Below are 12,696 nucleotides of genomic sequence, written 5' to 3' on the forward strand. Positions count from 1 at the left end.
GATGATTAGTTCCATTAGTGCTGGAATTCTGACCTTTCTATTGACTTTGATAGGTATTCCAGCCTTTATCCGATTTTATCGAAAAGCACAGATTACGGGTCAGCAGATGCACGAGGATGTCAAACAACACCAAGCTAAAGCTGGGACTCCAACCATGGGAGGTCTTGTCTTCCTTATCGTTGCAGTAGTTGTGAGCTTTCTGGCTGCTCTCTTTACCCAACAATTGACCAACAATGTAGGCATGATTTTGTTTATCTTGGTTTTGTATGGTTTGGTAGGTTTTTTGGATGATTTCCTTAAGGTCTTTCGTAAGATCAACGAAGGCTTAAATCCCAAGCAAAAACTTGCTCTCCAGCTCCTTGGAGGAGTGATTTTCTACCTCTTTTATGAGCGCGGTGGCGATATGCTTTCAGTTTTTGGCTACCAAGTACATCTGGGTATTTTCTATATTTTCTTTGCCCTTTTCTGGCTAGTTGGCTTTTCAAATGCAGTGAATCTGACTGACGGGATCGACGGCTTAGCAAGTATTTCAGTGGTGATTAGCTTATCGGCCTACGGTGTGATTGCTTATATGCAAAATCAATTGGATATTCTTCTTGTGATTCTTGCCATGATTGGTGGTTTGCTAGGTTTCTTCGTCTTTAACCACAAACCTGCCAAGGTCTTCATGGGAGATGTAGGAAGTTTGGCTCTTGGTGGGATGCTAGCAGCTATTTCTATGGCGCTCCACCAAGAATGGACCCTTTTACTGATTGGGATTATCTATGTCTTTGAGACAAGCTCTGTTATGATGCAGGTTACCTACTTCAAAATTAGTGGTGGAAAGCGTATTTTCCGTATGACACCTGTGCATCACCATTTTGAGCTTGGAGGATTCTCAGGCAAGGGCAATCCTTGGAGTGAGTGGAAGGTTGACTTCTTCTTTTGGGGAGTTGGGCTTCTAGCAAGTCTCTTGACCTTAGTCTTTTTATACCTACTGTAAAAATAATTTCTGATTACAAAATAAAACAGGATGAAGGTGATCTTCATCCTGTTTTTGTGTGCTTAAAGGTTAGTTGGAGTCATCCTTTCTTCCTTTTAACATAAAAGTGGCTGTAAGGGCTAGGCTGAGGCCTGCTAAGAAGAGGAGTGGGTTGGATGCTTCTCCTGTTGCTGGCAGCTCTTCTTTAGGAGAATGATTTCCAGCTTTAGCAAGACTCGGACTAGCTGAAAGTTGTTCAGCCTCGTGTGCTGAGGTTTCTGCATCTGAAGTACTTGGTTTTTCCTCTGTGTTAGAGCTTGTTCCAGTTGCTTGATAGACGACAGCATAGGTACTGAAATGATTAGTGATGAATTCTACCTTTCCGTCTCGAACGGTGAAATCAAGGACTTGCAACTCCTTGGTTGGAGTGATGTAGTAGATGTTTTCTACGCTAGCTGAAACAGGCAAGCGAACTAAGACAGCGCCTTTTGGCTGTACGCTATGATCTGTTGGATTTTTAAGTTGTAGGTCGTAAGCGTCATAGGTCTTGCCAAAGAGTTCTTGAGCTAGGACACGTCGGCTAGAAACGTGAGAAATTCCTTCTAAGTCGCTGGCTCCACCGATGATTTCTACTCCAGTCTCCTTATCTTTTAAGACTTGAACTGGATAGTCAGGAAGGCTAAGGCTTGGAGCGGCCTGATCTCCGCTAGTTCCGATAGGTTTAGTGTATTCAGGTTTTTCAACAGTAGGAGTTTCCTCTTGACCTGCTGTTCCGATAGGTTTGGTGTATTCAGGTTTTTCAACAGTAGGTGCTTCCTCTTGACCTGCTGTTCCGATAGGTTCGGTGTATTCAGGCTTTTCTACAGTAGGAGACTCTTCTTGCCCCGCCGTTCCGATAGGTTCGGTGTATTCAGGCTTTTCTACAGTGGGTGGCACTTCTTGCCCTGCAGTCCCGATAGGTTTAGTGTATTCAGGAATTTCAACAGTAGGAGCTGGTTCCTCTCCCTTGCTTGTAGTTGGTTGCTTCTCATCAACTTTCTTTTCATCCTTTTTAGTAAAGACGGCTACGATAGGGCTGCTTGTGGTATTTCCTTGAATGGTATAAGCTTCAATGGCATTTCCAGCTTTGCGATTGGTTTCGTCAGGGATTGGGATTTGAACTTGATTGTCTTGGATTGATAGGATAGTCTGATCCCCACTGGTAACCAGATGCGTTTCATCCACCTTACGCAAAACTAGAGGATCTTTGACTCCTGGGAAGGTCACTGCGATGGCTTCCCAATCTCCAGCTGGTAGGCTTAAGGAAATGGTTTTGTCATTTTCCTTAAGAGGCGCAATGCTCGGGCTATCTATACCAACAGCAGGAGCTTTGATGATATCAAAGGAGTCTAGAGAGATTTTCTTGCGACCTTCTGGCGAATCTGGATCAACTTGTAATGTCAGGGTATGCGGACCGTCAGTGAGATTTGTAAATTCGCCAATAAAAGCTCTCTTTTCAGTTGCACCTGAAGTGTAGAAGTCTAGACTTGGCATTTCTTTGCCATCTAGTGTAACACGTGCTCGTCCAAGAGCGAGGCTCTTTAAGCCAAAGATACGAATACCCGTCCCTGTAAAGGAAATAGTTGCCTGAGCTTCTGAAGCTGCACTAGAGTCGCTGTTGTTAATATCAGCGTATTTTTCCGTACCTCCGTAGAGTTCAGGGTCAGACCAGTCCTTAAACTGGGCACCATACTGGATGCGCGAATCGCGATCATCTATTTTTTCAATCGTATTGCCTGTTCCTGCTAGGATCTTGAAGTAGTCTAATGAAATTTTCGAGCGCTCACTACCACGTCCTTTGTGCTCACGTTTAACACTAAGAGTCAATGTGTGAGGTCCGTCAGATAGTCCTGCGAAGCGACCAATGAGACTACCTTTTTCAGTTGCTCCAGCAGTATGGAAGTCAAGCTCCCCGACTTCTTTGCCATCAATTTTAGCAGTGGCAAGACCTAGTTCAGACGATTTCAGTCCATAGATTTCGATACCAACGCCAGTGAAAGGAATGGTAGCAGTGAGATCTTCGTCTGTGTAGTCTCCTTTTGAAAGGTCAGCAAATTTCTCTGTTCCTCCAAATAATTCTGAGTCTGCCCAGTTTCCAAAGGCAGCTCCGTACTGGATGCGGCTATCTCGGTCGTCCATCAACTCGCTATAGGTTTCGACAGTGGCCTGTTCAGATACTTGTGTGGAAACTTCGCCCAGCATAGCCTTGACAGTATAAGTATAGGCGAGTTGAGGATTTAGTGATCGGTCAATAAAGTGGGTTTGATTGGTTACAAATTCTCTGGTCGCAGAGGTTTGGCCAGTTTCGTCTTTCACTTGTCTTTGGATGACATAGTGGGTAGCGCCTTCTACTTGGTTGAAGGTAAGTTCGGCAGTGACTCCATTTTGTCGAACGGCTGTCAGACTGGTCACACGGCCAGGGAAATGTTCAAAGGTAATGACGTCACCTTTTTGCGTTGCAAGCTGGATACGATTATCTTTAAGGATCGTTGCCTTGACTGGTTTGCCATTGACCTTGATTTGGCTAGCTTCGATATTTGGATAATCTACAACCAGGTCTCCACCGACATTTGAAAGGAAGGACAAGCTTTGCAGGTTTTTATCTTTCCACTTCATGCTGACTTCAAAGTTACCACGGGCAACCAAGCCAGAAACTTGACCGTCTTTCCATGCATCTGGAAGGGCTGGCAATGGTGCAATATAGCCAGTGTGTGATTGGAGAAGCATTTCTGCCATCCCACTGGTCGCTCCAAAGTTTCCGTCGATTTGGAAAGGCGCGTGGGTATCCCAAAGGTTTTCTAGAGTTGAGTACTTGAGCTGTTCAGCGAGTAAGCGATGGGCACGGTTACCGTCCAGCAGACGAGCCCAGAGGTTGATTTTATTGGCCTTAGACCAACCAGTCCCCCCATCTCCACGGTGATTCAAGGTAGCACGCGCAGCCTCTAGGTATTCAGCCTGGTCCTTGCTAAAGAGCGTACCTGGGAAGAGACCAACTAGATGGGAAACGTGGCGGTGGTGATTTTCAATCCCTTCATTGGTGAATTGCGGACTGTCTTCTTCGTACCATTCTTTGATACGGCCCTCTTTATTGATGTGAAGTGGTTTAAGTTTGTCAAATTTAGCCTTGACCTCTGTGACTAAGTCTTTGTCGACATTCAGATGGTTGGCAACTTCCATGTAGTCGTGGAATAGCTGCCAGACTAGCGATTGGTCAAAGGTATTTCCGATGGTGATGGTACCGTGTTCTGGTGAGTAGGATGGAGAAGACACCCAACGGTCACTGGCCTGGTCATAGTGCAAGAAGGAGTTCCAGAACTTGGCAGTCTCTTTCAACATAGGATAGATCTTTTCTTTGAGATAGGTCTCATCCTTGGTGAATTTGTAGTAGTCATAGACATTCTGCATCATCCAAGCGTTGGCTGCTGGAGACCAACCCCAATAGTAATTCCAGCCTGGAGTAGTCCAGCCAAATGGTGTCGCCTGGGTGTGGACCAGCCAACCATTTTCTTGTCCGTCTTTGGATTCGATACCTGCGTATTCCTTGGCAGCGATACGGCCATAATAGCGCATGTCATCAATGTAATTGATCATTGGCTTGGCAGTTTCAGCAAGGTTGCTCATGTAAGCTGGCCAATAGTTCATTTGCAAATTGACATTGAGGTGGTAGTCAGCGTTCCAAGGTGGATTGTCTACAGCGTTCCAGACTCCTTGGAGGTTGGCAGGAAGAGCATCTGTCCGATCACGAGACGAACTGATGAGTAGATATCGGCCATATTGGAAGAAGAGTTCTTCCAATTTTTGCCCTTTTTCTGGGTTATAGCCTTGAAGGGCCTCTTTTGTCGTTTGAGTAGTCTTGGTTCCGCCTAGATTTAGTTTAACGCGGTTAAAGAGACTTTGATAGTCCTTGATATGGGCCTTTTTCAGTGTCTCGTAGTCTTTGGCCTTAGCTGCTTCGACAATCCCTTTAACTGTTTTTTCGAGGTCAATGTCTTTTCGATAGTTGGTTTTTGGATTCTGAGCAAAGTTAGTCTTGGCACTGAGATAGAGGGTCGCATAACTTGCGCCTGTAACGGTTAGAGTTTCGTCCTGAACAGTCACCTTTCCGTCCGTTTTAATTCCTAGATAGGATGCAAATTGAAGGCCGTTATCTTTGACAGTCCCCTTTAGAAGGATCCCATGTTCATCTGTAGTGACATGTCCGTTCTTATAGTTGGAATATTCCCAAGAGTAGTCACCATTAGCAAGCAAGTCCTCTGTCAAGCTGTTCCAAAGGGTAAAGTCAAGCGTCTTGTTTCCTTTTTTGGTCAAGTGGGTCACAGTGACATCATCAGGATAGCTGGAGAAGGTTTCGCGTTTGAAGGTCGTCCCATCTTGGGTGTAAGAAGTGGTCGTAGTAGCTTCTGTGATATCTAAACCACGGTGATAATCTGTTACTGTATCCAACCCCTTTTTCTGGTTATTGAAGACCATAAAAATATCACCAAAGGCTAGGTAACGACCATATTGGGCGTTGTTTGGTCCGACTAGATTTTGTTCAGCCAGTTGTTTGGCTTTTTGGCGGTCTCCATCTTCTAGAGCTTTACGAATCTCCGCCAAGACCTTGTAGCGATCCTTGTAGTTCCCTCCATTATAGTCGCTACTGTCGGGTTGGGGACCTCCTGACCAGAGAGTCTTTTCGTTGTACTGGATTCTCTCTTCCCCAATGAGACCGAAAACCTTGGCTCCCATATCTCCATTTCCGACAGGAAGGGCTTGTTTTTCCCATCCATCATAGGAGGGAGCTGTTGGCTGATCGTAGTTGAGTTGATAGTTTTCTTGCTTTGTCACTGGCTGCTCTGCTTTTTCAGGTTCCTTATTTTCTTTAGCTTCTACAATGGCATCAGAACTAGTTTGGCTATTTGTCGTCTGAGTTTCGTTAGCTGGTTTGCTTTCGGAAACTACTGGACTTTCTGCTAGAGACGGATTTGTAGTTTCAGTAGTTTCAGCTGCTTTAGGCTCACTATCAGGCTTAGTGATAGCTTCGACAGAGGTTGGTTCAGTTTGCTTAACCTCAACACTGTCTGCAGCTACAGTGTGGTTGACTAGAAAAACAGCTCCCAGCAAAACAGAAGCAGTCCCAACCGTTAGTTTACGGATGCTATAGCGACAGGATTTCTCCCAAAAGTGTTTTTTCATAAAACCCTCCTTTGTTTGTTAGAAACCGCTTACATTTCATGAAGCAGTTTCGTTTATTTTGTTTCTATTTATCTCCTTACCTCCCATTCTAATGGTCGTTTAGCATTTGTCAAGAGCTTTTTAGCAAGATACATATTTGCTGTTGTTTTTCCTTAAAAAAGTAGAAGAAAGAGAGGAAAGGGTGAAATTATTCGTAATTTCATAGTTCAATCTGATTGTAAGACTAGCTTAGAATTGGCTTACCCCCCTCTTGAAAGCGTAAAACAAACTAGTCAGGAAAGTCACTTTATGGTATAATATAGAAGACTCAAAAAGAAACAGGAGAAAAAGAATGGATTTACTTTTAGCAATTGTCTTGATTGTGCTAGCTTTTCTAGGGGGAGCTCTTGGAGGGATTTACTTGGCTCGTAAGCAAATCGAAAAAAAATATGCTGACAACCCACGTTTGAACGCTGACGCAGTTCGTGCTCTCTTGAGTGCAAATGGTCAAAAACCAAGCGAAGCCAAGGTACAACAAGTTTACCACCAAATCATCCGCCAACAAAAAGCAGCCCTTGCTAAGAACAAAAAGAAATAAATAGGAAAAGTCTGGGATGAAAGTTCCAGACTTCTCACTATGTTCAATAGTTCTCAAGGATAAGACTTTTTCCTTGCATTCTATTGATATTTGATTATGATTAAGAGAGAGGCAGTTGCCATTCTATCAAGCTGTCTATCCGTTCATTTAGGACGAGTAATTATGATGAACTATCAATCAGAAAAAAGACTAGAAAGAAGACTGTATGGATAATCGACCAATTGGTTTTTTGGATTCGGGTGTCGGGGGCTTAACCGTTGTTCGTGAGCTCATGCGCCAGCTTCCCCATGAAGAAATCGTCTATATTGGAGATTCGGCACGGGCGCCCTATGGTCCCCGTCCTGCTGAGCAAATTCGTGAATATACTTGGCAGTTGGTCAACTTTCTCTTGACCAAGGATGTCAAAATGATTGTCATAGCTTGTAACACTGCGACTGCGGTCGTTTGGGAAGAAATCAAGGCCCAACTAGACATTCCTGTCCTAGGTGTGATTTTGCCAGGAGCTTCGGCAGCTATCAAGTCCAGTCAAGGTGGGAAAATCGGGGTCATTGGAACACCCATGACGGTCCAATCAGACATCTACCGTCAGAAAATCCATGATCTGGATCCGGATTTACAGGTGGAGAGTTTGGCCTGTCCCAAGCTTGCTCCCTTGGTGGAGTCTGGTGCCCTGTCAACCAGTGTTACTAAGAAAGTGGTCTATGAAACTCTGCGTCCCTTGGTCGGCAAGGTGGATAGCCTGATTTTGGGTTGTACCCATTACCCACTCCTTCGCCCTATCATCCAAAATGTCATGGGACCAAAGGTTCAGCTCATCGATAGTGGGGCAGAGTGTGTACGGGATATCTCGGTTTTGCTTAACTATTTTGAAATCAACCGTAGCCGAGATGCGGGACCTCTTCAACATCGTTTTTACACAACAGCCAATAGCCAAAGTTTTGCCCAGATTGGAGCAGAATGGCTGGAAAAAGAGATTCATGTGGAGCATGTAACTTTATGACAAATAAAATTTATGAATACAAGGATGACCAGGACTGGTATGTCGGTGTATGGGATGTCTATGGAGACATCTATAGCCTTATCAAAGATCCTCTCGAGCTTGATTTTATGGATTTAGCGCGGATTTTTCGTGACGAGGAAAACGGCTTTCCGATTACGATAACGGTGATGCGCTGGTCTTCTAACTTTCGTCTGCTCTCCTTTATCGTTGAGATTTTAAATGCAGAAGCAGGCCGTAATCTAGAAGTCATCCAACGTCAGGGAGCTCTGCTCTTGGTTGAAGATGGAAAGCTTTTGCATGTTGAATTGCCTAAAGAAGGAGTCGATGTAGAAGCCTTCTTTGAAACTAGCAAGGTTAGAGAAACTCTGCTCATTGCGACTCGTAACGAGGGCAAGACCAAGGAATTCCGAGCTATCTTTGACAAGTTAGGCTACGATGTGGAAAATCTCAATGACTATCCAGATCTGCCTGAAGTAGCTGAAACAGGTATGACCTTTGAAGAAAATGCTCGACTTAAAGCAGAAACTATTTCCCAATTAACAGGAAAGATGGTTTTGGCAGATGACTCAGGTCTCAAAGTCGATGTCCTTGGCGGTTTGCCAGGAGTCTGGTCAGCGCGATTCGCTGGTGTAGGAGCAACTGATCGTGAAAACAATGCCAAACTCTTGCACGAATTGGCCATGGTCTTTGAATTCAAGGACCGCTCAGCTCAATTCCATACAACCCTAGTCGTAGCTAGTCCAAACAAGGAAAGCTTGGTTGTCGAAGCTGACTGGCCAGGTTATATCAACTTTGAACCCAAGGGGGAAAATGGCTTTGGCTATGACCCGCTTTTCCTTGTGGGAGAGACAGGTAAGTCAGCAGCTGAATTAACCCTTGAAGAAAAAAATAGCCAATCTCACCGCGCCTTAGCCGTTAAGAAACTTTTGGAGGTATTTCCATCATGGCAAAGCAAACCATCATTGTAATGAGTGACTCCCACGGAGATAGCTTGATTGTGGAAGAAATCCGTGACCGCTATCTGGGTAAAGTTGATGCCATTTTTCACGATGGTGACTCAGAACTCCGTCCAGACTCTCCGCTTTGGGAGGGCATCCATGTCGTCAAAGGAAATATGGACTTTTATGCTGGCTACCCAGAACGTTTGGTGACTCAACTTGGTCCCACCAAGATCATACAGACGCATGGACACTTGTTTGACATCAATTTCAATTTTCAAAAGTTGGACTACTGGGCTCAGGAAGAAGATGCCGATATCTGTCTCTATGGTCACTTGCATGTGCCAAATGCTTGGATGGAAGGAAAGACTCTTTTTCTAAATCCAGGCTCCATCAGCCAACCACGAGGAACTATTAGAGAATGCCTCTATGCCCGTGTGGAGATTGATGACAGCTATTTCAAAGTAGACTTTTTGACACGTGATCATGAGGTTTATCCGGGCTTGTCCAAGGAGTTTACTCGATGATTGCCAAGGAATTTGAAGCATTTTTATTGGAGCAGGAAGAGACTTTTCTTACCCCTGCTGAGAATCTAGCAGCCTTGATTGATACCCATAATGCTGATCATGCAATTTTGGTGCTGAGCCAAATTACCTATACCCGTATCCCTGTTGTGACCTTTGACAAACGCTTTGTCGGAACCATTGGTCTGAGAGACATTTTGGCTTATCAAATGGAGCAAGGTTTGACGGATGAGCAGATGGCAACGACAGACATCGTCAATATGACCAAGACGGATGTGGCAGTTGTCGCTCCAGACTATAACATCACAGAGGTCCTCCATAAACTGGTAGATGAACCTTTCTTACCAGTCGTAGATGGTGAAGGGATTTTTCAAGGAATCATCACGCGCAAGTCTATCCTCAAGGCTGTCAATGCTCTCTTACATGACTTTAGTAAGGAATATGAGATTCGATGCAAATGAGAGATAGGATTTCAGCCTTTTTAGAGGAAAAACAGGGCTTGTCTGCCAATTCCAAGCAGTCCTATAAGTATGATCTAGAGCAATTTTTAGACATTGTGGGTGAGCGGATCTCTGAAACTAGTCTCAAGATTTACCAAGGCCAGCTAGCCAATCTAAAAATCAGCGCCCAGAAGCGAAAACTTTCGGCCTGTAACCAATTTCTCTACTTTCTCTATCGAAAAGAAGAAGTGGACAGTTTTTATCGTTTGGAATTAGCCAAACAAGCTGAAAAGAAGACTGAAAAACCAGAGATTCTAGACCTAGACTCTTTTTGGCAGGAAAGTAATTATACAGAAGGACGCTTGCTGGCGCTTCTTATCTTGGAGCTAGGGCTCTTGCCTAGTGAGATTTTAGCCCTTAAGGTTGCAGATATCAATCTGGATTTTCAGGTGTTGCGAATCAGCAAGGCTTCCCAACAGAGAATTGTCACCATACCCACGATCTTGACTCCAGAGCTAGAACCCTTGATGGGGCAGACCTATCTCTTTGAAAGGGCAGGGAAAGCCTATTCTCGCCAATGGGCCTTTCGTCAGCTGGAGTCCTTTGTCAAGGAGAAAGGTTTCCCCACCTTATCAGCCCAAGCCTTGCGGGAACAGTTTATTCTAAGACAAATAGAAAACAAGGTTGATTTGTACGAAATTGCAAAAAAATTAGGATTAAAAACAGTCCTGACCTTAGAAAAATATAGATAATGGATATTAAATTAAAAGATTTTGAAGGGCCACTGGACCTGCTCTTGCACTTGGTTTCTAAGTACCAGATGGATATCTACGATGTGCCTATTACAGAAGTCATCGAACAGTACCTAGCCTATGTCTCAACCCTGCAGGCCATGCGTCTGGAAGTGACTGGTGAGTACATGGTCATGGCCAGTCAGCTCATGCTGATCAAGAGCCGCAAGCTCTTGCCAAAGGTAGCAGAAGTGACAGACTTAGAGGGTGACCTGGAGCAAGACCTTCTCTCCCAAATCGAAGAATACCGCAAGTTTAAACTCTTGGGTGAGCACTTGGAGGCTAAGCACCAAGATCGGGCTCAGTACTATTCCAAAGCGCCGACAGAGTTGATCTACGAAGATGCGGAGCTTGTGCATGATAGGACGACCATTGACCTCTTTTTGGCATTTTCAAATATCCTAGCCAAGAAAAAAGAGGAGTTCGCACAGAATCACACGACCATCTTGCGGGATGAGTATAAGATTGAGGACATGATGATCATCGTAAAAGAGTCCTTGTCAGGACGAGATCAGTTGCGTTTGCAGGATTTGTTCAAGGAAGCCCAGAATGTTCAAGAGGTTATTACCCTCTTTTTGGCAACCCTAGAGTTAATCAAAACCCAGGAACTGATCCTCGTGCAAGAGGAGAGTTTCGGAGATATCTATCTCATGGAAAAGAAGGAAGAAAGTCAAGAGGCACAAAGCTAGACTTGATAGAGAGGAAAGATGAGTACTTTAGCAGAAATAGAAGCGCTCTTGTTTGTAGCAGGTGAAGATGGGATTCGAGTCCGTCAGTTGGCTGAACTCCTATCGCTTCCCCCGACAGGCATCCAGCAGAGTTTAGAAAAATTAGCCCAAAAGTATGAAAAAGACCAAGAGTCTAGCTTGTCCCTGATTGAGACAGGGGGCGCTTACAGATTGGTGACCAAGCCTCAATTTGCAGCGATTTTGAAGGAATACTCCAAGGCGCCCATCAACCAGAGTTTATCTCGGGCGGCCCTTGAGACCTTGTCCATCATTGCCTACAAGCAACCGATTACCCGAATTGAGATTGATGCTATCCGTGGGGTTAACTCGAGTGGGGCCTTGGCGAAGTTGCAGGCCTTTGACTTGATACGAGAAGATGGGAAAAAAGAAGTTTTGGGTCGCCCTAATCTCTATGTGACTACGGATTATTTTCTAGATTACATGGGGATTAACCATTTAGAAGAATTACCAGTGATTGATGAGCTTGAGATTCAAGCCCAAGAAAGCCAATTATTTGGTGAAAGGATAGAAGAAGATGAGAATCAATAAGTATATTGCCCACGCAGGTGTGGCCAGTAGGAGAAAAGCAGAAGAGTTGATCAAGCAAGGTTTGGTGACAGTTAACGGTCAAGTGGTGCGTGAACTCGCAACGACCATCAAGTCTGGTGACAAGGTCGAAGTGGAAGGCCAGCCCATCTACAACGAAGAAAAGGTCTACTATTTGCTTAACAAACCACGCGGAGTGATTTCCAGTGTGACAGACGACAAGGGCCGCAAGACTGTTGTAGACCTCTTGCCCAATGTAAAAGAACGGATTTACCCAGTTGGACGTTTGGACTGGGATACATCAGGTGTCTTGATTTTGACCAATGATGGTGATTTTACGGATGAGATGATTCACCCCCGTAATGAGATTGATAAGGTCTATGTCGCGCGTGTTAAAGGTGTGGCCAACAAAGAAAATCTCCGTCCCTTGACCCGTGGACTTGAGATTGATGGCAAGAAAACTAAGCCAGCTGTATATGAAATTCTCAAAGTGGATCCAGTCAAAAATCGCTCAGTAGTGCAGTTGACTATCCATGAAGGACGCAACCATCAGGTTAAAAAGATGTTTGAAGCCGTCGGTCTTCAAGTGGATAAGTTGTCGCGGACACGTTTTGGACACCTAGACTTGACAGGTCTTCGTCCGGGAGAATCCCGTCGCCTTAATAAAAAAGAAATCAGCCAACTACACACTATGGCTGTAACCAAGAAATAATGAAACGCATCTTAATAGCGCCAGTACGCTTTTACCAACGTTTTATCTCCCCAGCCTTTCCCCCCTCTTGTCGCTTTGAGCCGACTTGTTCCAACTACATGATTCAGGCTATTGAAAAACATGGCTTCAAGGGTGTTCTGATGGGCTTGGCTCGGATTTTACGTTGCCACCCCTGGTCGAAAACAGGTAAGGACCCCGTCCCAGATCACTTTTCCCTCAGACGAAATCAAGAAAAAAAATAACCCAACATCACCTGATGTTGGGT

The 12,696-nt window shown here is 44.7% G+C and carries 12 protein-coding genes; 11 read left to right on the forward strand and 1 reads right to left on the reverse strand.

What is annotated here, in order from left to right:
• Window position 1 precedes the first annotated feature (1 nt).
• On the forward strand, window positions 2–982 hold the full coding sequence (gene mraY / locus GMD3S_RS0203250) for a phospho-N-acetylmuramoyl-pentapeptide-transferase (RefSeq protein WP_000625790.1): 981 nt from the start codon (window positions 2–4) through the stop codon (window positions 980–982).
• A 69-nt stretch (window positions 983–1,051) separates the two neighbouring features.
• Here the strand turns inward: mraY and GMD3S_RS10645 are convergent, their stop codons facing one another.
• On the reverse strand, window positions 1,052–6,175 hold the full coding sequence (locus GMD3S_RS10645; RefSeq protein WP_000716130.1) for an SIALI-17 repeat-containing surface protein: 5,124 nt from the start codon (window positions 6,173–6,175) through the stop codon (window positions 1,052–1,054).
• Window positions 6,176–6,506: 331 nt separating this feature from the next.
• On the opposite strand from GMD3S_RS10645, the gene GMD3S_RS0203260 reads away from it, so the two are divergent.
• The 10 genes from GMD3S_RS0203260 (at window position 6,507) to yidD (ending at window position 12,673) form a co-directional block, all read left to right on the forward strand.
• Window positions 6,507–6,752: a YneF family protein gene (locus tag GMD3S_RS0203260; protein ID WP_000364984.1), complete on the forward strand. Its 246-nt coding sequence runs from the start codon at window positions 6,507–6,509 to the stop codon at window positions 6,750–6,752.
• Window positions 6,753–6,957: 205 nt separating this feature from the next.
• Entirely contained in the window at window positions 6,958–7,752 is a 795-nt protein-coding gene (racE, locus tag GMD3S_RS0203265) for a glutamate racemase (protein ID WP_000370381.1), read from the forward strand.
• The gene (locus tag GMD3S_RS0203270) at window positions 7,749–8,720 is read left to right on the forward strand and encodes a nucleoside-triphosphate diphosphatase (protein ID WP_000182425.1); all 972 of its coding nucleotides are present in this window, start codon (window positions 7,749–7,751) and stop codon (window positions 8,718–8,720) included. The genes racE and GMD3S_RS0203270 overlap by 4 nt, the downstream gene beginning before the upstream one ends.
• The gene (locus tag GMD3S_RS0203275; protein ID WP_001118940.1) at window positions 8,696–9,217 is read left to right on the forward strand and encodes a metallophosphoesterase; all 522 of its coding nucleotides are present in this window, start codon (window positions 8,696–8,698) and stop codon (window positions 9,215–9,217) included. The genes GMD3S_RS0203270 and GMD3S_RS0203275 overlap by 25 nt, the downstream gene beginning before the upstream one ends.
• On the forward strand, window positions 9,214–9,675 hold the full coding sequence (gene cbpB / locus GMD3S_RS0203280; RefSeq protein WP_000560697.1) for a cyclic-di-AMP-binding protein CbpB: 462 nt from the start codon (window positions 9,214–9,216) through the stop codon (window positions 9,673–9,675). Before GMD3S_RS0203275 ends, cbpB begins: the two co-directional genes overlap by 4 nt.
• On the forward strand, window positions 9,672–10,406 hold the full coding sequence (gene xerD / locus GMD3S_RS0203285; protein WP_337460030.1) for a site-specific tyrosine recombinase XerD: 735 nt from the start codon (window positions 9,672–9,674) through the stop codon (window positions 10,404–10,406). Before cbpB ends, xerD begins: the two co-directional genes overlap by 4 nt.
• A complete protein-coding gene (locus tag GMD3S_RS0203290) occupies window positions 10,406–11,134 on the forward strand; it encodes a segregation/condensation protein A (protein ID WP_000351903.1) in 729 nt (242 codons plus the stop codon). Before xerD ends, GMD3S_RS0203290 begins: the two co-directional genes overlap by 1 nt.
• A gap of 18 nt (window positions 11,135–11,152) precedes the next feature.
• Complete coding sequence (gene scpB / locus GMD3S_RS0203295; protein WP_000105288.1) at window positions 11,153–11,722, forward strand: SMC-Scp complex subunit ScpB; 570 nt, start codon at window positions 11,153–11,155, stop codon at window positions 11,720–11,722.
• Window positions 11,709–12,431, forward strand: coding sequence for a pseudouridine synthase (locus GMD3S_RS0203300; RefSeq protein ID WP_001222230.1), 723 nt, complete (start codon window positions 11,709–11,711; stop codon window positions 12,429–12,431). Before scpB ends, GMD3S_RS0203300 begins: the two co-directional genes overlap by 14 nt.
• Window positions 12,431–12,673: a membrane protein insertion efficiency factor YidD gene (gene yidD / locus GMD3S_RS0203305; protein WP_000821627.1), complete on the forward strand. Its 243-nt coding sequence runs from the start codon at window positions 12,431–12,433 to the stop codon at window positions 12,671–12,673. The genes GMD3S_RS0203300 and yidD overlap by 1 nt, the downstream gene beginning before the upstream one ends.
• Window positions 12,674–12,696 lie beyond the last annotated feature (23 nt).

Origin of the sequence: Streptococcus sp. GMD3S (genome assembly GCF_000298695.2) — a bacterium.
In the GTDB taxonomy this organism is placed as follows: domain Bacteria; phylum Bacillota; class Bacilli; order Lactobacillales; family Streptococcaceae; genus Streptococcus.

Excerpts from the sequence above, each read along its gene's own strand:
- GMD3S_RS0203290 (WP_000351903.1), top strand. The coding sequence starts at position 10,406 with ATGGATATTAAATTAAAAGATTTTGAAGGGCCACTGGACCTGCTCTTG.
- GMD3S_RS0203300 (WP_001222230.1), top strand. The coding sequence starts at position 11,709 with ATGAGAATCAATAAGTATATTGCCCACGCAGGTGTGGCCAGTAGGAGA.
- xerD (WP_337460030.1), top strand. The coding sequence starts at position 9,672 with ATGAGAGATAGGATTTCAGCCTTTTTAGAGGAAAAACAGGGCTTGTCT.
- GMD3S_RS10645 (WP_000716130.1), bottom strand. The coding sequence starts at position 6,175 with ATGAAAAAACACTTTTGGGAGAAATCCTGTCGCTATAGCATCCGTAAA.
- racE (WP_000370381.1), top strand. The coding sequence starts at position 6,958 with ATGGATAATCGACCAATTGGTTTTTTGGATTCGGGTGTCGGGGGCTTA.
- cbpB (WP_000560697.1), top strand. The coding sequence starts at position 9,214 with ATGATTGCCAAGGAATTTGAAGCATTTTTATTGGAGCAGGAAGAGACT.
- GMD3S_RS0203270 (WP_000182425.1), top strand. The coding sequence starts at position 7,749 with ATGACAAATAAAATTTATGAATACAAGGATGACCAGGACTGGTATGTC.
- GMD3S_RS0203260 (WP_000364984.1), top strand. The coding sequence starts at position 6,507 with ATGGATTTACTTTTAGCAATTGTCTTGATTGTGCTAGCTTTTCTAGGG.
- yidD (WP_000821627.1), top strand. The coding sequence starts at position 12,431 with ATGAAACGCATCTTAATAGCGCCAGTACGCTTTTACCAACGTTTTATC.
- mraY (WP_000625790.1), top strand. The coding sequence starts at position 2 with ATGATTAGTTCCATTAGTGCTGGAATTCTGACCTTTCTATTGACTTTG.
- scpB (WP_000105288.1), top strand. The coding sequence starts at position 11,153 with ATGAGTACTTTAGCAGAAATAGAAGCGCTCTTGTTTGTAGCAGGTGAA.
- GMD3S_RS0203275 (WP_001118940.1), top strand. The coding sequence starts at position 8,696 with ATGGCAAAGCAAACCATCATTGTAATGAGTGACTCCCACGGAGATAGC.